At 66.6% G+C, this 19907-nt stretch carries 29 protein-coding genes; 1 reads left to right on the top strand and 28 read right to left on the bottom strand.

What is annotated here, in order from left to right; genetic code table 11:
* Positions 1-18 precede the first annotated feature (18 nt).
* Together MHA02_RS22225 and MHA02_RS14995 are read right to left on the bottom strand one after the other, a co-directional pair.
* The gene (locus tag MHA02_RS22225; RefSeq protein WP_170249277.1) at positions 19-192 is read right to left on the bottom strand and encodes a hypothetical protein; all 174 of its coding nucleotides are present in this window, start codon (positions 190-192) and stop codon (positions 19-21) included.
* A 289-nt stretch (positions 193-481) separates the two neighbouring features.
* Positions 482-736, bottom strand: coding sequence for a hypothetical protein (locus MHA02_RS14995; RefSeq protein ID WP_147080027.1), 255 nt, complete (start codon positions 734-736; stop codon positions 482-484).
* Positions 737-835: 99 nt separating this feature from the next.
* Between MHA02_RS14995 and MHA02_RS14990 the strand changes: the two genes are divergently transcribed.
* Positions 836-1291 carry a LexA family protein gene (locus MHA02_RS14990; protein ID WP_373318397.1) on the top strand — a complete coding sequence of 152 codons (456 nt, stop codon included), beginning with the start codon at positions 836-838 and terminating at the stop codon, positions 1289-1291.
* 8 nt (positions 1292-1299) lie between these two features.
* On the opposite strand, the gene MHA02_RS14985 is transcribed toward MHA02_RS14990, so the two are convergent.
* The 26 genes from MHA02_RS14985 to MHA02_RS14860 form a co-directional block, all read right to left on the bottom strand.
* Positions 1300-1500, bottom strand: a complete 201-nt coding sequence (locus MHA02_RS14985) for a hypothetical protein (protein ID WP_147080025.1) — start codon at positions 1498-1500, stop codon at positions 1300-1302.
* Positions 1501-1511: 11 nt separating this feature from the next.
* Complete coding sequence (locus MHA02_RS14980; RefSeq protein ID WP_147080023.1) at positions 1512-2105, bottom strand: hypothetical protein; 594 nt, start codon at positions 2103-2105, stop codon at positions 1512-1514.
* Complete coding sequence (locus MHA02_RS14975; protein WP_147080021.1) at positions 2098-2421, bottom strand: hypothetical protein; 324 nt, start codon at positions 2419-2421, stop codon at positions 2098-2100. Before MHA02_RS14975 ends, MHA02_RS14980 begins: the two co-directional genes overlap by 8 nt.
* The gene (locus tag MHA02_RS14970) at positions 2418-3467 is read right to left on the bottom strand and encodes a hypothetical protein (protein ID WP_147080019.1); all 1050 of its coding nucleotides are present in this window, start codon (positions 3465-3467) and stop codon (positions 2418-2420) included. Before MHA02_RS14970 ends, MHA02_RS14975 begins: the two co-directional genes overlap by 4 nt.
* Before the next feature lie 53 nt (positions 3468-3520).
* Entirely contained in the window at positions 3521-4795 is a 1275-nt protein-coding gene (gene repC / locus MHA02_RS14965) for a plasmid replication protein RepC (RefSeq protein ID WP_147080017.1), read from the bottom strand.
* Between the two features lie 146 nt (positions 4796-4941).
* Positions 4942-6042 (bottom strand): plasmid partitioning protein RepB, encoded by a 1101-nt coding sequence (repB, locus tag MHA02_RS14960; RefSeq protein WP_147080015.1) that lies wholly within the window; start codon positions 6040-6042, stop codon positions 4942-4944.
* Positions 6039-7259, bottom strand: a complete 1221-nt coding sequence (repA, locus tag MHA02_RS14955; RefSeq protein ID WP_147080013.1) for a plasmid partitioning protein RepA — start codon at positions 7257-7259, stop codon at positions 6039-6041. The genes repB and repA overlap by 4 nt, the downstream gene beginning before the upstream one ends.
* 127 nt (positions 7260-7386) lie before the next feature.
* Positions 7387-7935 carry a hypothetical protein gene (locus MHA02_RS14950; RefSeq protein WP_147080011.1) on the bottom strand — a complete coding sequence of 183 codons (549 nt, stop codon included), beginning with the start codon at positions 7933-7935 and terminating at the stop codon, positions 7387-7389.
* Positions 7936-7944: 9 nt separating this feature from the next.
* Complete coding sequence (locus MHA02_RS14945; RefSeq protein WP_147080009.1) at positions 7945-8337, bottom strand: hypothetical protein; 393 nt, start codon at positions 8335-8337, stop codon at positions 7945-7947.
* A complete protein-coding gene (locus MHA02_RS14940) occupies positions 8334-9314 on the bottom strand; it encodes a DUF5131 family protein (RefSeq protein WP_147080007.1) in 981 nt (326 codons plus the stop codon). Before MHA02_RS14940 ends, MHA02_RS14945 begins: the two co-directional genes overlap by 4 nt.
* The gene (locus MHA02_RS14935) at positions 9307-9612 is read right to left on the bottom strand and encodes a hypothetical protein (RefSeq protein ID WP_147080005.1); all 306 of its coding nucleotides are present in this window, start codon (positions 9610-9612) and stop codon (positions 9307-9309) included. Before MHA02_RS14935 ends, MHA02_RS14940 begins: the two co-directional genes overlap by 8 nt.
* Before the next feature lie 39 nt (positions 9613-9651).
* Entirely contained in the window at positions 9652-9933 is a 282-nt protein-coding gene (locus MHA02_RS14930; RefSeq protein ID WP_147080003.1) for a hypothetical protein, read from the bottom strand.
* Complete coding sequence (locus MHA02_RS14925; RefSeq protein ID WP_147080001.1) at positions 9930-10472, bottom strand: DUF1643 domain-containing protein; 543 nt, start codon at positions 10470-10472, stop codon at positions 9930-9932. Before MHA02_RS14925 ends, MHA02_RS14930 begins: the two co-directional genes overlap by 4 nt.
* 28 nt (positions 10473-10500) lie before the next feature.
* Entirely contained in the window at positions 10501-10989 is a 489-nt protein-coding gene (locus MHA02_RS14920; RefSeq protein WP_170249275.1) for a hypothetical protein, read from the bottom strand.
* On the bottom strand, positions 10986-11717 hold the full coding sequence (locus tag MHA02_RS14915) for a hypothetical protein (RefSeq protein ID WP_147079998.1): 732 nt from the start codon (positions 11715-11717) through the stop codon (positions 10986-10988). Before MHA02_RS14915 ends, MHA02_RS14920 begins: the two co-directional genes overlap by 4 nt.
* Complete coding sequence (locus tag MHA02_RS14910; protein ID WP_147079996.1) at positions 11717-12607, bottom strand: hypothetical protein; 891 nt, start codon at positions 12605-12607, stop codon at positions 11717-11719. Before MHA02_RS14910 ends, MHA02_RS14915 begins: the two co-directional genes overlap by 1 nt.
* Before the next feature lie 4 nt (positions 12608-12611).
* The gene (locus tag MHA02_RS14905) at positions 12612-14714 is read right to left on the bottom strand and encodes a DNA cytosine methyltransferase (RefSeq protein WP_238180453.1); all 2103 of its coding nucleotides are present in this window, start codon (positions 14712-14714) and stop codon (positions 12612-12614) included.
* Complete coding sequence (locus tag MHA02_RS14900; protein WP_147079994.1) at positions 14714-15244, bottom strand: zinc-finger-containing protein; 531 nt, start codon at positions 15242-15244, stop codon at positions 14714-14716. The genes MHA02_RS14905 and MHA02_RS14900 overlap by 1 nt, the downstream gene beginning before the upstream one ends.
* A gap of 24 nt (positions 15245-15268) precedes the next feature.
* Positions 15269-15745, bottom strand: coding sequence for a DUF7831 domain-containing protein (locus MHA02_RS14895; RefSeq protein WP_147079992.1), 477 nt, complete (start codon positions 15743-15745; stop codon positions 15269-15271).
* Positions 15742-16233, bottom strand: coding sequence for a TBP-associated factor 9 domain-containing protein (locus MHA02_RS14890; RefSeq protein ID WP_147079990.1), 492 nt, complete (start codon positions 16231-16233; stop codon positions 15742-15744). Before MHA02_RS14890 ends, MHA02_RS14895 begins: the two co-directional genes overlap by 4 nt.
* Positions 16230-16751: a hypothetical protein gene (locus MHA02_RS14885; RefSeq protein ID WP_147079988.1), complete on the bottom strand. Its 522-nt coding sequence runs from the start codon at positions 16749-16751 to the stop codon at positions 16230-16232. The genes MHA02_RS14890 and MHA02_RS14885 overlap by 4 nt, the downstream gene beginning before the upstream one ends.
* A 41-nt stretch (positions 16752-16792) precedes the next feature.
* Complete coding sequence (locus MHA02_RS14880) at positions 16793-17275, bottom strand: helix-turn-helix domain-containing protein (RefSeq protein ID WP_147079986.1); 483 nt, start codon at positions 17273-17275, stop codon at positions 16793-16795.
* Between the two features lie 39 nt (positions 17276-17314).
* On the bottom strand, positions 17315-17551 hold the full coding sequence (locus MHA02_RS14875) for a hypothetical protein (RefSeq protein ID WP_147079984.1): 237 nt from the start codon (positions 17549-17551) through the stop codon (positions 17315-17317).
* Positions 17551-18000 carry a hypothetical protein gene (locus MHA02_RS14870; protein WP_238180448.1) on the bottom strand — a complete coding sequence of 150 codons (450 nt, stop codon included), beginning with the start codon at positions 17998-18000 and terminating at the stop codon, positions 17551-17553. Before MHA02_RS14870 ends, MHA02_RS14875 begins: the two co-directional genes overlap by 1 nt.
* Entirely contained in the window at positions 18000-18965 is a 966-nt protein-coding gene (locus tag MHA02_RS14865; RefSeq protein ID WP_147079981.1) for a recombinase RecT, read from the bottom strand. Before MHA02_RS14865 ends, MHA02_RS14870 begins: the two co-directional genes overlap by 1 nt.
* Positions 18962-19903, bottom strand: coding sequence for a YqaJ viral recombinase family nuclease (locus MHA02_RS14860; protein ID WP_147079979.1), 942 nt, complete (start codon positions 19901-19903; stop codon positions 18962-18964). The genes MHA02_RS14865 and MHA02_RS14860 overlap by 4 nt, the downstream gene beginning before the upstream one ends.
* Positions 19904-19907 lie beyond the last annotated feature (4 nt).

The raw sequence follows: 19907 nt of genomic DNA, 5'->3' as shown, positions 1-19907 counted from the left end.
CTTTTGGCGTTCCTGGACCTAGCGAACGTCCATTCGCTTCCGAGCACGATCGACGTCTCGTGCGAAGACCTCCGCAGCAGCCGCGGCCTTGCCCCGGCTCGTGTAGTCTTCCTCGGCGCGCGCCAATTGTTCGCCCCGGAAGACGAAGGCCCAGCGCCAGCAGCCCGGCGCGTTTTCCCAGAACTCGAACATCGGTGGGCCTCGAACGATCAGGGTGCTCAACGTTGGATGGATGAAGTTGGGTTCACGGCACGCAGAGGTTTGCCCGCAATCCCCGCTATCCACACGCCGGCCTCAAGCAGCCGACGCCTCGGGTCGTCTCAGACCGACACATGCTTGAGGCGGCACCGTTGATCCCGGGCTAACCGGCCGCCGGCCTTATGCTCTCCGGGCCATGTTGCGTATCGGCCCAACCCGCTGGTGAGATTCAAGCGCTCCCCCGCCAGCCCGTGATCAGATCGGGCGGCGGGGCCGAGCTATCTCAGCCGCCTTGAAGCTGCTCGGCGAAGTCGTCCGGCACCTGGCCGAACTGACCGAGGATCGTCGCGCTCTCCAACTCGCCGGTTTCATCGTCGGCCATGATCCGGATCGCGGCCGTTCCCGGTATCCGCCCGGCCATGGCCTCGGCGCGTTTCAGCGCCCCGCTTTCGGTCGGCGCCAGCTGCTGGTCGCCGGGCACCAGTCGCTTCCGCTTGATCACGAAGCTCTGCACGAGGTGGGTGGTCTTGATCGCCATCGTCGTCCCCGCTTTCCACAGGCTGCCCAAAGGCCGCCTTGACCATTGAACCGCCGGCTGCTTGTTCCCGTTGTGTTCCTGTCTGCGAGGGAGAACAAGGTGCATCTCGTCACGTACGACGAACTACCCGTGGACAGCCTCGGAACGATCGAGGTGCCCCTCATGGGGCCGGCCGTGTGCGCCGGGTTTCCGTCCCCGGCCGACGACTTCATGGAGGAGGCGCTTGGGTTGCCGCGCTGGCTGGTGCCGAATCCGCCGGCGACCTTCCTATGGCGCGTATCGGGCTCGTCGGTCATCCGCGCCGGCATCCACGATGGAGACATCGTCGTGGTCGATCGCAGCGTCACCCCGGCGCACGACGACATCGTGCTCGCGATCATAGACGGGACCGCTTCGCTGAAACGCTATCGCCTGAAAGGCAACCGGGCGCTTCTGTCCTTCGACAGCCCAGATCTGCCGGCGACACCGATCGAGGACATCGCCGAAGCCGAAATCTGGGGCGTCGTCACTACGTCGCTACGGCTGCACAGGCCGCTTGTCCGGGGGAGGCGCTGAGCGCCGCGTCAGCCCAGAGGCGGCAACAGATACAGAGCCGTGTCGGCCCAATCCAGTCGGAGCTCCCGTCCGGGCGCATCCGCCAGGACGAGGCGAAGTGCGGTCTCCTTGGTGATTTCAACGTAACGGAGGCGGCCGGCATAGGCCGGATCAATCAGTACGAAGACGGCTTCGGCACGGTTAATTGCCTGCTCCGCGTCATCGCGCATTGCTGAGATTCCTATTTTGAAAACAAAGCCAGAATAATGCAAGCAGCTACAAAGCAAGTGACCGATAGCCACCCACAGACCAAGACGCGGATGTAATTATTTTGAACAGCAGCCAGATTCCCCAGCTGTAGCTTGTCAATCTCCTCCAAGTTTCTGATTGTCTGCTCTATTCGATCAAGTGCAAGGTTCGGCAGCGCATTCTCTACTTCAAGAGTCGATCTCCATGCCTGGGCATCCGCTGTGTGCGCGTGCGCGAGATAGTTCCGGTATGTAAAGTAGGAGCATAGGGTAGCGAGCAGGAGCCCAAGGGCAAAAACAGCCATCGGAAGACCAAGGTATAACAACCTTTCAGTATGATTCAGTCCGGTCAGCCCAAGAACGCTTGCCGATACGGTTGGCACCGCCAGAAGACCGCCTGCATTGATGATCTGAAGGTTGGTGATTATGAGCTTACTAAACTCAACAGAGTGTTTTAGTGCGTCTGCGGACTTGTCATACCATATTTCGCTGATGTCGTTGCGTAACTTCACGTATGCCGCGAGATATTGATACGGTCGATGGTTTTCAATCCGGTCTTCGGGTTGAGGAGCCTCCCCGTCATTCATCGTGCTTTCCTCGCTGCCCCTTCTTCCACCCCACTGCGTTCTCTCCCAACGGCCCCCGCGGGCTGGTGCGCGCATGGGTCAGCGCCAGCGCCTCATCTTTCGTCGGCGGGATCGCGCCGGCCAGCATCATCTCGACCGCGACCGAGACCGGCCCGCTGATCGGCGACCTCCCGGATTCCCACTTGGTGACGGTGTCGGACCCGTTCTCCGGCCGGAGCCGGAGGATGTGCGCCATCTCGCCGTAGGTCAGCAGACGGCCGAGCCCCCAGAGCTTGCTGAGCGCATGGCGCGCGGCCGTCATTTCTTCCGGTGTCATGCGGCCTTCGCCTGATCGAGTTCTTCCGCCCGGAGGTGTCGCCCATCCGGCGTTACCAAACTGAGGATGTGCGGGACACGACGGACCTCGCTCTCAGCCTCGTCGCGCATGTACCGGCCGGCGCCTAAGGCGTCGCTCGTGTAGCCGCTCGAATTCGGCGCGTAGTAGCAGTCGTTCTTCCGCGACCAGATCCGGTAGATCGGGGCATTACCGAACAGGATCTGCTTCAGCACCTCGGCGCGGCGGTAGTCGTCGCGCCGCAAGGCCCTCGTCAACTCGCCCTCGAGGCGGGAGCGGCGCGCGCGCGCATTGCTCTTGCCGCGAAGGTCCGCGGGTGGCGCCACGAACAGATCCCAATGCTGGACGTGGTAGACGCCCCAGCGACCCGCCGCGACGAGCCAATTCTGACCCAGGCTATAGAAGGCGCGCCCGCGCAGGACGCGGCCTTTCCGGTCGCGGAACCACACGGTGGAGTCGTGCGAGAGCTGCCGGCGGTCCCCGGACGTCTGCTCGCGCGGCTCGTTGTAGAAGCGTGCGCGCCCGAGTTCCGGCACGTAGTGGCCGGATGAGCGGATCGATCGATCAATGTAAGTGTCGGCGCTCATCTCACCAAAACCGATCCCGCATGGGACGTGACGCGGCGGCGAGATCGTGAGCGCCGCGCGCTGGCGCAGCCATGTGAGGATGCGCCGGGTTTCCAGATCAATGCGGACCCGGTCGAGGTACGGGGCACGCTTCCGTTTGTCGAAGTCGTACCGGAGGCCGTTCGGATTGCTCGGCTCGGCGAGCCCCGACCAGAAAACCAATTCAATGCAACGCCCACTGATTTGGATCGCGACCCGCAAGTCGCCACGCCATCCGAGGCGATAGTTTGGCCGCAGGGACCGGTAGCGCGTCAGACCGTCGGCTCGGACGACCCAGCCGTGATCGTGCAGCAGGCGGATGAGCGGTCCGAAGATCTCTTTCTGGAACGAAGGATCGTTCGCATCGTCCTGCCAGATGCCGATGTGCGTGTCGTACAGGTTGATGTCGAGCTTGCGGTGCATATCGGCCATGGGTCAGGTCTCCTTCAGAGCCGGGCGTTGCCCGTGACGAAAACCTACCCGCCTGCCCTGCGCGGGGCCATGCTGGGCACCCCTGACGGCCGCGGAACGCCGAACTTATCCCTCCCCGCGTGCATCGTCGCCGGATCGCGGGCTCGCAGCAGCGCCTGCAGGACCGGTCCCAGGCTGAACAGCCCTCCCCGCTTTCGTTCGACCAGAGACCGCAAGTAGCCGCCTGGGCTTCGGATGTGCTCGGCCCGCTGCAGGATCGCCGCCACCGTTACGGCCGCCGTTTCCGGTCCCATTGCGTCGCGAGCCTCGCGCCAGGCGGTTGGGCTGATCCCGAGCATGCCGCGGACGAGCTCGGCAGCATCGATCAAGTCGCCCCACGTCCTGACGCCACCCCGAGCATAGTCGACGATGTCGGGGCAGGCCTCGATCACCATGGGCAACGGGTACGTCGACCCGGCCCTGCCCTCTCGGTCCTGTGGCGCCACCGGTTCTTCTGGGCTCCCGCCGTTTGTATGTTCGATTCTAACGGTCTCTGGTTTTGAATTATGATGGTGCCGTCGTGTTTCGCTGGCATTGCCATCGTGAATCGTGGATTCCGCAACGACATCCAGATGCTTGTGGGCTTCGGTCAGGAGCGAGCCGAGCGCGGCATCCATCGTCGCCAGGGCCTCGCCGGACGGGCGGCGCGGAAAGCCGTCGATCAGATCCTCAAGCTGCCGGGACAGGGCTCCCCACGGACCAGCAGCGCCGGCCTCGGCCGCCCATTCGATCAGCTTGCGGAGATCGCGCCGCTTCAGACTCACCCGCTCCTTGGCCAGGCGCTCGGCGCGTTCGGCCGCCGCGATCCGGTCGGCAATTGCCGCGAACTCGGCGGCACGCGCCACCAGCGGCGTCAGGTCGAAGCCGAAGGCTTCAGCGATCTCGCCGCCCTGTCCTTTCCGGGCGTAGCGTTTCCCGTTCGGGCTATCGCGGCGAATGAGGATGCCGGCCTCGACGAGCGCCCCGAGGTGGTACCGCAGGGTCGTCTCAGCGATGCCGTGGGCGCGCAGCCGGATCTGCGCATTGGACGGGAAGACGACGAGTTGTGCCCCCTCCCCGGCTTGGAGGTTGGTCTCCGGATGGAAGCTCACCAGGGCCGAGAGGATCGCGATGGCGCGATCGGCCAACCCCAGTTCGCAGCGGGCCGTCGAGACGTGGCGGACCACTGCCCATTTGTCGGCGGTGGTCTCGGGCGGGCATGCGGCTGCCTTCGCCTGCGCTTGGATCTGCGCAGCCGTCAGCGATCGCCGCCCAAAGGGCGTCGTGAAATGATCGATCATGGCGTGGCCGAAGCCGGGCAAAGATCGGGCGTTCGCCGAAACGGGTCGGCGTCAAATCGCTTGACGATGTGCCGGGAGGTATGATTCTCTACGTCTGCCAGGACTAATAGAGAGGGCCTTCCGGACGCGGTTCGGGGGGCCTTTTCTTATTCCGGGGGTCGGTCTCCTTTCGGTTCGCGTTGCGGAACGGGTTCGTCCTCGCCGGCCTCAAGGGCGGCCAGGATCTCGGGAAGCCGTTCGAACAGAGCGGGCCCAAGTCTGGGCGCCAGCGTCTCATCGATCGACAGAATGAAGCGGCCGCCGCTGCGCTCGACGCGCGCGACCTTGCGACCTCTGGGGTCCTTCCAGACTTGCGGCCTCTGTGCCTTCGCTGCCGGCTTCGCGGTCAGCGCCGCGAACACGGCGGCGAACCGGTCGTCGGTCGCCTTCTCTGCGAAACCGGGCTCAGCCACGGCGGCTTCGGCAAGACCAGCGCCCACCGCCCTCAACCGATCGCTGAAAGCCACCCAGCGCGGGCGCCCGATTTTCGGGGCCGGCCCGATCGCCGCGATGAGATGCTCGGGCACGTTGGCGACGATCGCGACGTACCGGCTGATCTCCGACTCGACGGTCCCCATCGCGGACCAGATCGTCTCGCGCTTGAACCCCTGGGCTTCCATGCGGGCGGCGAACAGTGCCCGCTCGATATAGCTGAGGTCACGCCGTTCGAGGTTTTCCTTGCCTTGCGCGACGACGAGTTCATCGTCCGTCAGGGGCTTGATGAGGGCCCGAACCGGCCGGCCGAGTTCGGCTGCGGCGCGCCAGCGACGGTGCCCATAGGCGATCTGGAACCGGCCGGTGCTCTGCGGATGTCGGCGCACCAGGATCGGGACCTGCTGTCCGCCATCACGCATGCTGTCGACGAGCGCCGCGAAAGACGGATCACCGGGATCGGCAACGCGGTCGACGACCATGGACGGGTCGAGCAGGGTCGGATCCAGTTCGACGACCGACGTGCCGTCCTCGGGCCGCCCTGGTCCGTCTGCCAGCGTCCGAAGCGTCGCTTCCATGCCGCGGATCGCGCCGCTTCGAGGCCGCGCCGACCAGTCCGGCGGCGCTTTCTTGGCAGCTGCCAAGTCGGGCTTGTCAGTGGGGGCAGGGGTGATCTTGGCAGCTGCCAAGTTCCCCGCCGGCGCGTCCGTCTGCGGCCCTGGGGCAGGCGCAGTCTTGCCGGCGAGCAGGGCGCTGAGGTTCGCCTTTCTGCTCATGCCCGGCCCCAACCGCGCTGCATCTTGGCTTCAATCTCGCTGTTGACCAGATCGACCGCCTCGAGGGCACGGTCATAGGTCGAGCGCGTCACCCCGGCGCGTCCCATTTCGTAGAGGGTCTGCTTCGAGAGCCCGGCATCGGACACAGCTGACGACTTCAACATCGGGCTCGTCAGGACGCGATCGCCGAACAGGTCGCGGAGCATGCCGACGACCTGCGTCTGCGGGCCGTCCTGGGGCTCGTAGCGCGTGATCAGGTAGCTGATCCAATCGTAGCTCAGTGTGGCGCCCTGCTCCGAGATGACGGACAGCAGGTCCTCGACCATCGCCAGGAACTGGCTCATCGAGGCGACGTCCAGCATCTGCGGGTGGACCGTGACCAGGAGTGCGGTCGCGGCGCTGAGCGCGGAGAGCGTCAGGTAGCCGAGCTGCGGCGGGCAATCGACGACCACGACGTCGTACTCGGCCTCGACCTCGTCCAGCACCCGCGCCATCCGCTCGAAGAACAGCGGTTCGCCCGGCTGCCGGCTGGTCAAAGCCCGCGGCGTGTCGAATTCGAAGTCCTGCAGTTCGAGGTTGGCCGGGACCAGATCCAGACCGGCGAAGTAGGTCCTGCGGATCACCTCGCTCAACGCCCGGCGGTCGTCGTCGTAGCGGATGGCGGCGTAGAGCGTCTGGTTCGGCGCGACGTCGATCTCGGGCTGCACGCCAAGCAGCGCGGACAGGCTGGCCTGCGGGTCGAGATCGATCGCCAGCACCCGGTAGCCGCGCAGCGCCAGCGACTGCGCGAGATGCGCCGCCGTGGTGGTCTTGCCGGACCCGCCCTTGAAGTTGACGACCGAGATGACCTGAAGGTGCTCGCCGTCCTCGCGGCGGGGATCGTACCGCCGGTCGGTCTTCGTCACCTTGTCTAGGTGCAGCCGGATCGCATGGATGTCATCGAGGCTGTAGGAGCGCCGACCCGTGTTCGAAACCTCCGGGTCCGGAACGGCCTCGTCGCCCTCCAGCTGGCTGAGCCGCTGAACCGTCACCCCGAGGATCTTGGCCGCCTCGCTTGCCGCGAACCGCCGAAGCGTCTTCGCGGCGTCCGGTGGAAACAGGCCGGAGCTGATCGACTGCAGCCGATTACGCAGAGTCGCAGCGTCGTGGCCGATGAGGGCGCCTGGCGCCTCGATCGCCCGTTCCGTGGGTGGTACTACGACCGCACGTTGGTTCATTGCCCCGAACACGTTTTCAGAAAATCGGCCAATCGGACCGAGAAACTTTAAGCGTTAAGCAAGAACGCCGATTCGGGGAAGGGTGTCGAGTCAAAAGCAAGAGCCGCTCGTCCGGCGTCCTCGCCGGTCAGAACATGATGTCCGGCAAGAGCACGCTCGACTCATGCTCGACGCCATCGATGCCGAGCACCTTGTACCAGTGATCTTCCCCGACCATCGGATGGGGGACCTTCGTCGCGTACGCGATGAGCGGTTGCGGTTGTCCCGGGAGAGGATCACGCTGCAGAACCGTGAAAAGACCAGTCGATGTCTCGAACACCATTCTGCCGAGACGGTCCGTGGCGACCATGTCGCCATACCCATCCAGATAGCCTTCGACGTGGGCATGGGATTGGTGATGCCGGACGATGATCCACCCGGTCTCGTACTCGGGCGAGGGATGCTCGATGGGATCCCACTCGGGATTGGCGACGGTGCCATCATCCTCGGTGGTCAGGGTGTAATTGATATCAGGATGAATGCCCGGAATGAGCTCTTCGAAATTGCTATCGTCCTTGCCGGGCGGATAGGTCCAGTTCACCCCACGCCGGCGGTACAATTGCGGGAACACGAGCCCGATCGCCGGGCACCGGACGCTACCGCGGCGGAATTGCTTCAGTTCGATGATCTTCGCCATTCGATGATCCTACAGCGCCACGGCGGAGCCAGTCTCGCCGAGGATGTTCAGCGCAGCCGCTCGGCCGGGCCATGCTCGGAATAGGAATCGGCCGGCAGCCTCGGCGGGCATGCGCACGACCTCCGTCACCGCGGGCTCCTGGGCGAACCAGGAGCCGGCTTCGTTGACTGGCCCCGCGCCGATCACCTCGCCGTCGGCGATCGCGAGCACACAATCCCGTCGCGAGGGCGCTAGCCCACCCTCCGGCACGGCTGACGCCTCCCGCGTCTCGCCTGTCCGTGCCGGGATCACGCCCTCGCCGCCGCACGCCTTGCAGACGTCGTGATTGGTCTCAGCGTGCCGGTCCTCGAACGTGTCGTACCCGGTGCCGGAGCAGCGAGGGCAGGGGACCGTAATGTTCATGGCCGTAACTCCGGCATGCCGTTGTACTCGACGCCGTCCAAGAGCCGGCCAGAGAGCTTCTTGCCGACGCGGTAGATGTTGGTCAGGTGCGCCTTGTCGTGGTTCGCGCGAATGGCCTCGCCGTATCGAGGACCGTCAGGGTAGGCGAGGTCCTCGGGCCGGTAGAGCGTACCGTCGTTCGCCATGACGGTCGGGTGGGCGCGCGGCCAATTCGGATGCGTGGTGGACCATTCGCCGTTCTGCTTATGGTGGTAGGGGACGCCAGCGGCAGTGCACTGTTCCTGGATCAATCGAAACCAATCCGGATGGGACGGTCTAGCTTTGTGCTGGCCCTGACCCGTTTCTCCACCCGTGATTACCCAATCGATACGTTCGATGTCGGATGCCTTCAGGGCATCGCGAATGACCGTGTGGCCGCGAATGGTGCCGTAGTCGATCCGGGTGAAGTCAATCGGCCCGAGCAGCGGCTCGGCCGAGACGAAGGTGAAGGCCGGGTAGAGTTCGCGTGCGGCGTCGAGCAGGTGGCGTACGTTCCGGTTCGCTACCTCCTGATTTTCACAAGTCGCGCCAAGCGCTGCGTTCTTCGGCAATCCGCCGGCAGCCCGCGCCATGGCGACCGCGTTCTGCGGTCGCTTCGAAAGCAGCAGGTGCATCAGGCTCGGCGTCTCGCGCATGACGGCGAACCACTCGCGCCGGATACCTGGGTCGGCCGCGTTGTCCCATGGGTCGCAGAGCGACGGGAACACGGTGATGATCCTGCCGGCAGCCTTCGCCTCCCGATCCCACTTTCCAAGGTTGCGCCAGTAGGTCTCGCTGGTCCGCTGCCGGACACCATGCGGGCCCCACTCGACGCGACCCATCCGGGTGTCCATCAGGTGCGCGGCATAGCAGCCGTCGCACGCCGGGCTGATCTTGGTGCAACCGATCCAAGGCGACCACGTCCGGTCGCACCACGAGATGCCTGTAGTCTCAGCCACGGCCGCCTCCCTTGATCCGAGCCCGGATCGCTTCGGCGCGCTTTGCCAGCGTGCGTCCCGTGACGCGGCCGGGCCGCGTGGTGCGCAACTCAGACGGCCGGCGCGCCAGCACCGCGCGGGCGGAGTTCGCGTAGACCTCGATTTCGGCTCGCGTGAACCCGGCGACCTCGAGGTGATGGTCGGTGCAGCCGCCCTCGGGGCCGAAACGGTGCTCCTGCATCAGGACCGCCATTTCGAGGATGCGGTCACGGGCGTCAGGCGCGTTGCGGGCAGCGGTGATCAGCGACGGGGCCGTCATCGAAGGTGCTCCGGGTGACAAGGCAGGGCAGGGCGCACTTCAGCCACGGAAGCCTCCGCTGCTGGCCCCGAAGTCGAGGGCGTTGACGCGATCGATCTCGGTCAGGAGGCTTTCGACGCGCGCGCGCCGGATCTCGCCAGCACGACGCCAGGCGCTGGCCCGATGGCGATGCCAGGTGACGCCGAAGCCGCCGAGCAAGAAGCCGTCGCTCCGACGGATCACCTCGGCGCTGACGATCTCCACCTCGATCTCGACGATGCCGGTTTCGAGAACGTCGGGCAGCGTGAGGAACACGCGGGTGAGGGCAGGGGTCTCGCTCATGCCGCGCTCCTCAAGGCCGGCCGCCATTCGATCAGCGGCGCGTCGTTCGGGATCCGGTGGTGACCGCGCGCCAGCGGATGCTTCGGTGCCCCACTGTCGGTCAGACCGAAGGCGAACAGGGGGTGTCGGCCGTCGAGACTGAGGGCGGCCAGTACGCGGTCGCGGTGGAGACCGGGCGTCAGCAGGTTGCCGAAGGCAACGATGCGAACGGCCGCCGTGGTCGACACATCGCGGATGCGCTGCAGGTTCTGCCCCCGCACGAACTTCAGCGCCGTGATGTCGAGGCCGTCGCGCCAGCGGACATGATCGGCCGGGTCGGTCGCGATGAAGTCGTCGGCGTTCATCATCGTGAACCCGCCGATGTCGGTCCGCCAGGACAGCAGCGCGATCAGCCGGCAGATCGTCGGGTCGTTATCGTCGGCGCCGGCGCGGCTCGGGTTCGCGCCGATCACAAGGGCGCGCGGGGCCTCGCCCCACCACCGGTCGAGCCGATGACGGTAGAAGCCGCAGTCGGAGAATTCCGCGGATCCTTGGATCACAGGACGGGCGGTCGTGTTGCCTTTTAAGTCAACCACGAGGGTCCCCCCCTCTGATGTGCGGGAGGAGCGGCGTCAGTTCGCGGGTCTCGTGGGCGATCCGCATGCTCTCGCGCACGGTTTCGCCGAAGGTGACCGAGGCCCCTGGGGGGACAGTGTTCGCTAAAAACTCATCTTCAAACACCACGATTCCGACTTCGACCGCCTCCAGCTTTGCTTTGATGACGAGCGCGAGAGCCCGCCACCGAGATCGGCAGGCTTGCTCCCAGGCGGCCTCGGCGGCCGTGGCACTGCGCGCCTGGCGCTTTGCCTCGGTGTGCGTGAACTCGCGGCTCTTGCGGTCCGGCATGGCCAGCCGGAATAGTATGCGCCGGCCCTTCATCGTGAAGGTGATCGCAGCCTGGTCGTCGCTCTCCATGTGCGCGAACTCAGTCGCCCCGTAGCGGCGCACCGTCGTGCGGATCTCCGAAATGCTGCGGTCCATCGGGACTGACGTGTCGGCGGCGTAGCAGCGCGTCATGCCGCCCTCGCTGCCGGAAGCGCATCGATGTTCGCGCGGACCACTTCGAACGAAACGCCCACGATCCATGGGTTCGCGTTCCAGGATTCGGCACCGTGGATGTCGAGCCAGATCGCGTTGAAGCCGTTGCGGTGGCTACCCCAGGTCGGCATGCCCACCGCGCCCTCGGCTTGGGCGTCCGCCTCGCTGATGTCCTGAAGCCGCTCGACCTTCACGTCGGTGACGAGAAGCGTGAGGCGCGAGGCCCAGCGCGGCATGTGGATTGAAGGGACCGGATTACCGATCCCGGCTTTGCCTCGCCCGCGATAGTAGAAGAGCGCGAGCCAGGCGTCGGCCGCGTCACGGTTCGCTGCGATGTTGACGAAGGTGTCGTCAGCCCGAAACCGGACACCGTCTTGGCCTTCCGGCAATTCTTCAGCCCGGCAGTTCTCGCGGACCCAGAGCCGGTCGCCCGGCTTGTAGGCCACCCGGAAGTCCCGCCCCATCCGGTCGTCGCGCGTCCACCAGCACCATAGGGTCGACATGCCCCGCGGGTTCGCGACGGACTTGCGCTCGCTGCAATAGGCGTCGAGGTACGGTGCCGGGCGATTGGCAACGTGGCTCGGGTGGACGCCCATCCCCGGCGCCTCGGGCACGCCACCCTTCAGCAGCCGCCGCGTCTGCGACTTCCGCCCTTCGAGCAAAGCGCGCACCATCGGTGCGGAGAAGATCATGGGTCGGTCGGTCATCAGGCGGCGAGCTCCAATTGGTCGGCCTGGGCCGGGTGCCGATTGCGAGCGGAGCGACGGTACGTGTCGAAGTCGCCGGACTTCCACCCGCGTCGGTTCACCCAGCGGGCCACGTCGCTCAGCAGGCGCGGTGTCCAGTCGTGCCGGACGTGCGGACGCTTCTCGAGCGCGTTGAGCTTCATGAACGGCTGGGCGTACGGCTCCCCGCCCCATGCGATCACGCGCCGGATCCGCTCCATGCACACGGCAAACGGCTCATGGCCGATCATCGTGTAGACTTGCTTCCGACGCGACGAGACATCTCTCAGCAGACGGAAAGCCCGCTCGACATCGGCACCCTCGGTCGCCTCATCGAAGCCGAACCGCCATGGGCCGCGCAGGATCGGCTGCCAGCGCCGGTAGACCTCGTCGTCGAAGGTGCGCGGCTCGAAACCGCTGTTCGCATCGAGGAGAGGCACGCCCGTTGCGCGGTACCGGGACACGATGTGCTCCTGGTACTCGCGTGACAGGTCGGAGAGATTGTTGTCGCAGAGCACCGGCCGCACCGGAAAATCCGGGAGTTCGGTGTAGGTGCGCCCCTCCATCTTTGGGACGATGCAGAACCAGCAGCCGACCGAGCAACCCCGGCTGGCGACCGTCGCCATCGGGTTGTGACGGATCACGGCATCAGGGGCGCTTCCGCCGATCTCGGCGACGTCGGCGAGGTAGTGCTTGCGCGTGAAGATCCCCGGTCCGCCCGCGCGAACCCTGTAGCCTTGCGCCTTCCAGAAGATCGCCCGCTGGTAGGCGTCATCGAGCTTCCATGTGAAGGCGACCGACAGGAAGACGGTGTCGCCATCGATCCATTCCGCGAGCCCACCGGCCCAAGATCCGCGCGTGAAGTCGGACATCGCCTTACTCAGCCGCGATCAGAATGACGGGCGCATCGTCGCGCCGGACTGGGGCCGCGTCGGCCATGATGGCGCTGACGCAGGCCTTCATCTTCGCGACCGAGACAGCGTTTCCGATCTGCTTGATCTGCTCCGTCTTCGTCCCGGTGAACTCGTAGCGGGCCTCGCCCTCGTTGAAGCCCATGGCAGCCGCCAGTTCGTGCGGCTCCAGCATCCGGAAGAGGATGTCGTAGCGGTCGGTGCCCCGGACGAGGTTCACGCGGCCAGTGGCGCAGAGTGTCGGCGCAGGCTCCTCGATGTCGTGGGTGCGCGGCGCCTGACCATCGCGCTCGCCGAAATGCGCGGCGATGAAGGCGAGCTCGCCCCGGTTCGCGCCGGTGACCGTCGGCAAAGGGTCGATCGCGGCGTCGCGTACACGGTAGCTGCTGTCGTGATGTGTGATGGGCATGACGACAGCGAATTCGCCGCCCTTGGCCGTAGTCATCGTCGGCACCGGCTCGGCGACGTCTCTCGCGAGCGCGCCACCGTTCGACTGGGTCACCGGCACGACCATGCCGAACCGGCCCTTTGAAGTAACTGTCGGCAGCGGAACTTCTGCCTCGGTGCAGGTCTCGCCCGAGCCGGAGCCGTAATAGGGCGAGATCAGGACGTGCGAGTGCTTGGCGACCTGGGTCGGCGTCGGTTCGTCGATCGATCGCGGCGCGCCCTCGGCGTGGCGCGAGAAAACGAAGGGTTCGACGACACCGAAGTTGCCCCCGCCGGCGTGCACGGTGCCAATCGGCTCGTCGACGCTCTTCGTGCGACGGCTGTGCGGGTCCGCCTCGGACGCATCGACGCCGTGGGCGGCCGAGACGACGAACGGCTCGACCGGCATGGGCCGTGCGCACCCCGGGTCTTCGGACTCAGCACCCCCGGTGGTGATCGTTGGAAGGGGGGACTCGGTAGCGCGCGGCGCGCCGGTGCTTCCCGGGGCCATCACGAACGGCTCTGCGAGGTAGATATGCGCGGCATGAGCCGTCTGCGTCGGGAGCGGTAGGCCAACGCCATCCGCCAGCGACTGCCCCTTCATATTCACGATGACGGGCTCGGCGACACCTATCCGCGCCTGCGTCATGACCGTTGGTGCCGGCTCATCCACGCCCTGCACGTCACGCCGGAAGTTCTGCTTGATCAGCATCGGCTGCGCGAGGCCGATATGCGTCCCGCCAGCGGTGATCGCCGGCAGCGGCCCATCCATGCCCTGCGCCGCCATGTGATTGCGCAGGATTACCAAGAACGGCTCCGGCCAGCGGAACTTCACGGCGCCAGCGTAGATGCGTGCGAGCGTCTTCGGGGCTAGGGCCTTCTTCCGATCGAAGATCGATCGGCCGGTGATCGACCAGTCGATGATCTCGCGGGCCGGGCGCCACGGCTTCGCGCCTGAGAACAGGTCGATGGTGCCGTCACGGCGGCGGTGCGTCGCGACCGGCCAGACCAGTCGCTTGCGGTCCGAGCGCGCCATCAGGATGAAGCGCGATCGCGTCGTGGCGTCGCCGAAGTCGGCCGCGTTGAGCTTGCGCCACTCTGGCTGGAAGCCAAGCCGCTTGATTGTGTCGATCCAGGCGCGGAAGTATTCGCCCTTGCGCGAGGCGACGGGCTTGCCGGTGCGGTGGTCGATCGGGCCCCAGCCGACGAACTCCCACACGTTCTCGATGATGAGGCGCTTCACCCGCAGCTCGGTGAGCCAGGTGATGATGTGCCAGGGATCGCTACGCTGCTGGTCCGAGGTCGGCTTGCCGCCGCGCGCCACCGAATGGTGCGTGCAGGTTGGCGAGGCCATCAGCAGGTCGAGGTAGCCCTCCGGCACCAGCAAGTGCGGGCGCACCGTCGCGATGTCCTGGACGTAGTGCCGGGCGGTCGGGTGGTTCTTCTCGTGCGTCGCGATGGCGGTCGGCCAGTGATTGACCGCGACGAGGTCCATTTCGAGCCCGAGCTCGGCCAGCGCACGCTGGCAGCCGGTTGAGGATCCGCCGGCTCCGCAGAGGAGGTCGGCGACGAGGAGCTTGCGTCTGGGCGCTGCGCGGCGCCCGCCGGGCCCAGCGAGGGAATCGATGATAGGGGTCTGGATCACCGGGCAATCCGCTGGATGTCGGAAGAAGGGGAGGGGGCTTTGCGCTCGCGGCGCGGCTTCGGGTTCAGGGCCCGAGCCCAGGTGCGGATCTCCGCGTAGGAGGTTGCCGACAGGACGCCCCAGGCGACGCGGCACTGCTCGCGTGTGAACAGGCCGGTGTGGCACTCGGCCGGCGTCAGCCGCATCCGGCCCGCGAGGTAGGCATAGACACGCTCGCGGGCGGCCTTCTGGATGCTCCGGCGCGTCTTCGGCCCGCAGCCGTTCTTGGCATAGGCCGGCTCGCGCCAAGCCTCCTTCCACAGTGGATCGAGACGCTTCTGGTGCAGGTTCATCCGAGCCGCGCGTGTCGCGGCATCGGCCGGCGTGCCGAGCGGAACGGTCGTGTCGGGATGGCAGGCAACATAGGCGCCGCAGCCCTCGCATCGCCAGATCGGCTTCGCGGCCAGATCGGGACGGTTCGGGTAGACAGCGGCGCCGGTGGTCAGGACGGCCGCTGTCGCACAGGTCGGGCAGATGGGTGCCGTCATACCGGTGCACCTCGGTCAAGCGTATCAGGCATGACCGGCCCCCATCGCTACGAACCGCGCGTAATCCTCGGCCCCAAGGGCGGATTCGAGCGAGCAAACTGCATGGCCCTCGCGCTCCGCTACGATCTGCAGAAGGCGATGCTTGGCGCGGAACAGCCAAAACCAGACGTGGGGCGCTCGCTCCTTGAGTTCGGCCCGACCGGTGCCGATGCCGGCATAAGGCCAGACGATGGTGCCGCCCGCGCGCAGATGATCGGCCAATCTTTGGAGATCAGGCGATGCTGCGGCCTTCACCTCTGCAAAATCCGCATCGGAGAAGTATGCGTTGATGTTTCGGCTCGGCCATCGCTTCGTAGGGATGCCAACGGCGTTCGGTTCGCCGCGCATCTCTTTAGCTTGACCGCCTCGCCCACGACGCTGCAGGTTATCGCCAAATACGAACAAGGTATTTGGCTCAGATCTAACCATCTCGCGAGTAATGACGTCCTCGTGGCGGATCATGCCCGCACCTCGGCAGCGACGTTCCACGTCAGGGCCGTGCCGGGCCGGCCGCCGGAGCGAACCAGTCGGCCGCTACGTTCGAGTCCGAAGAGGCGCTGGGACGCCTCCCGCATCGGCAAGGCGTCGTGCTCCATCAGGAACGCGATGGTGATGGGCATGCGACCGGCCTGTTCGATCAGGTCCGCATCTGACATCGCAGCGGGACGCTGATCGGGATCGTCGATCCAGGCCGCCTGCGGCGCGAGGTCGAGCGACCGCCCGTCGCAGAAGGCCGTCCAAGCGTCCTCGGCCTGACCGGTCAGCGCGTGGGACCGTCCGCTGCCATTCGCGTAGACGATCGACAGCCCCGCCGTGCCCCGGAATCGAACCACCTCGTACGCGTTCGTTGGGTCGAGCATCTCGGCACCGTTCCGGGCGAGCCAGCGCCGGAAAGCCTTCACGTCCTTAGGCCGGTCGAGCCGCCGATCGATGATCTCGGGCGCGCTCAAGCCTCGCCCCCATCGTCATCCTCGGTCGCAAACCGCGCGTGCTCCGTCGTCGGCCGGCCGTTCGCGATGTCGAGTTGCGTCAGCCGGCGCTCCTCGTCCTCGCCGTGCCGGCGGATCACCTGAACCGGCCCGCGGATGTTCGTGCCAGGCACATACGACCACGCCGCGTAGCCGCATGGCGCCAGGGTGATCGCGCGCGGGTTCGAGGCGTGCACCGGCATGGCGGCGGGTGGTGCGACGGGTTCTATCTCGGGTTTCGGCGTCGACCGCACCCACGCATAGGTCAGCGTCGGCCCCCGGCCGGTCTCGATGATCCGGTCGTCCGATCCGGTGCGCGCCAACGCCTTGCGGAGCGTCTGGACGGCCCCGCGCAGGGACTGCCGGCAGCGGAGGTTGTCCGCACCGAATGCCGTCTCCGCCAGCACGCCGGCCGGAACGGCGTTGCCCTCGGCCGCAACGAGGCGGTCGGCGATGACCCCGGTCTTGCCGGCGAACGGTCGGTCGAGGCCCGGCGGCATCGGTATTGCCGAGGCGGGGAATGCAGTGCGCACCGTGAGGTTCACTGGCGGGCCCCCACGGGCTGCGGCTCGTGTCCGAGGTGCCGGAAGGCGTTGCGGATCGTCGTGCTGTCCCGCCCCCCGAAGATCTTGCCGAGCTGCGGAATCGACAGCCGCGGGTTGAGGTCGAGCACCTCTGCGATCGCGGCGAGACGGGCCTTGAAGTGGAGGGTCTTACGGCTCGGCCCGGTGATGTCGGCCGAGGTCACTCCGTGCGCCTCGGCGATGCGGGCGATGATGCGCCGGGGCTCCCGGTAGATCCGGTCGGCGCCGAGCGTGGCGACGACCTGGGCATCCCAGGAGCATGCCGGCGCGCCGGATGGGGCACGCGGTGCCGGCCGAGGGCAAGGCGGTGGCGAGGGCGCCATCATGCGTTTCTGGATCGCGGCATAGGAGGACCGCATCTCGGCTTCGGAGCCGTATTCGCGGGCCTGGATCTGGCCGCGGCAGACGGTGGAGGATGAGGTCAGGATCGGGGGCGCCATGAGCGGTGACCGTGGGTCAGGAGGGGAGGGGAAGGTCGTTCAGGCCGTGCCCTCGCAGCGGATGCCGGTGAGGCTTCCGACGGGGGGCAGGGCGTCCAGAACCGTCTGGACGTCGGCGATGAAGCCGCGGGCCGCATCCGGCGCGAGGGAGAATTCGGCGAAAACCTCGCCGGTCTCGTCGTGCAGCAGGCCGATGACGTGGTCGCAGAGCCCGCACGGGCAGCGAGCGACACTGACGGTGACGGCCTGCTCGGCCGCGCGAGCGGGGATCGACATCAGAAGGGGAATTCCTGCGGTTCGATGCCCTTCGCCGCCGCGATCGCCACATCGAGCCTGATCCGCATTTCACGGGTCAGGTCGAGCCCCATCGGGTGACGATCGGCATTGTCGGGAAGAGCAGTGACGAAGCCGCGGCACCAGCAGAGCAGGTCGGCCATCTCCGCCGAAATGCTCTCCGCGAGAGCGAGCGGGATCGTGATCGTGGCTGAGGGCGCATCCTTCGCGACGGCGAGAGATCCGGCACCCCGCATGTACGCGGGCACCGTCGTGAGTTCGGGGTGCGCGAGCCCGACCACGGCGCCGAGCATCTCGTCGAAGCCGAGACCGACAGCACGGCGCCCTGCGGCCTCGATCGCGAAGTACCGGCCATCATCGCGCGTGATGACGATAGGCAGCTTGTCCACGGCGGCGGCGGCGCTGGTCTTGGGGTCCGGGGAGACCGACATCAGTCGTCCTCCCGGTTCTTTTCATGCAGGGCGGCCGAATACCCGGCTTCGTAGTTCGCCAACTGCGCCGGATCTTCCTTGATCGCGGCCGTCAGCCCTTTCCGAAAGCCTTTCATCCCGCCGTCGTGGCCGAGCTTGTAGGCGGCGCTCTGCGGATCGATGTCGGGGGCCGGATCGTCACCGCCTCCGTCCGACTCGGGTACCGTCTCGTTGGCGCCGGTCTCATGGTCGCCACCGGTGAACGCCTCGCTGAACTCGGCATCCTCGGCGTGATCGATCTGCGACTTCGGCCGGGCGGCGAGGGCATCGAGCTTCGCGTTCAACCCCTTCGCGGGCGTGACGTCGCGCGCGTTGTCCGGCCCGGGCGGAGGAGGGGTCAGTTCGTCCTCGCCGTAGACGCCGAGCAGCACGTCGGGGAAATGGCGGCGGCACAGGGCGCGACCGGCATAATAGCAGTGCTGCTGATCCGGGTCGGACTTCCAAAGCGGCGAGTTCTTCGGGGTGATCTTGCCGAACTCGGGCGAGATGTACTCGGCGATCTCTTCGGGATCGTCGGCAAGGCGCGCCCAGGCCCGGCACTTGCGCTTCTCGCCCTCGCCAGTGAATTCGAACTTGATCCGGCCCTTGATCGGCGCCCGCTTCAGGATCACGGCCTGGACGAGCTGAGACTCGAAGGCGATCTGGTCGTTGAAGAAGTAGCTCTTGTTCGCCACCGCGTAGGCCGACATGCCCCACTCGACGGCCTGGGTCACGATCGCGAGGCAGGCGCCAACGTTTCCGCGGAGGTGCTTACGGACGCCACTATTCGCGACGGCCATCATCTTCGCGTAGTTCATGACCTCGGCGGCGTTGGCGAACACGATGCCGCCGGCGGACGACGAAACCGTCAGCCCGTCCATCGAGGACGGATCGATGCGTTCCGCGATCTTGCGTTCGGTTTGGGTGAGTTCGAGAGCGTGGCTCATGCTGCGGCCTTTCGCGGTGCGCGGATTTTCAGGACGGGGAAGCTGGTCGCCTTGACCGTGAATTCGCCGCGCCGCTGGATCGTGCGGGTGATCTCGCGGCCGTCGGCGAGGCGGCCGACGGTGGCGCCGGCGAGCTTCTCGACGAGTTCGGCCTTGATCTCTTTGACGCGGGTCTCGTCGAGATTGATGCGGCCCTTGGCGTCGTCGAGTTCGTCGACGAGCATCGGGATGAGGTTGTCGCCGGACAGATCGAGGACCTCGCGGGTCGCATCCGGCGGCCAGAGATCGGCGATGGTGTCGCCGTCGCGAGCGTAGTCGGCGGGGGGCGCCTCGCCGCTGTCGACACGAGCCCAGAAAGCCGCGGCCTCATCGACGAGGCGGTCCCAGATTCCGGCGTGAAGCGGGATGTCGATCACGTGGAGGTCGAGGCCGTGGCCGACGACCATCAGCACGACACAGGCCCAGGATGCCCCGGTGAGCTTCGCCTCGACGATGGCTTGGCAGGCGATCCAGACCGGCAGGTTCAGGGACCCGTCGTCATCCTTCCACTTCTTGCGGAAGATCAGATCGGAGACGGTCTTGACCTGCACGACGCCACGGCCTGGTCGGTTCGGATCCACGGCGTAGGCGTCCGGGGTCGCGCCGATGCGAAAGTCCGGCGCCCGCAGGTAGACGTTGCCGCCCGGCTCGACCGTCCAGGTCGGGCGATCCTCGGCCAGCATCTGCAGGGCGTCGTCCTCGAGGAGGCGGCCGCGGCGCATCGCCGGCGTCTCGGTCGGATCCTCCGACAGGAGACCACTTTTCAGCGCCCAGAGTTCGAAGGCGGTTGTGTATTCGTGGGCGCCGAGCACCGCGCCGGCGACCGAGGCGGTGATGTCCTTCGCGCGGCCGGCAAGCCAGGCATCGCGCGTGGTGTAGGGAATGCGTTCGATCTTCATGGGG

Origin of the sequence: Methylobacterium haplocladii (assembly GCF_007992175.1) — a bacterium.
Lineage (GTDB): Bacteria > Pseudomonadota > Alphaproteobacteria > Rhizobiales > Beijerinckiaceae > Methylobacterium > Methylobacterium haplocladii.
The sequence above is the reverse complement of the archived record's forward strand: the minus strand, read 5'-3'. Positions and strand labels throughout refer to the sequence as shown.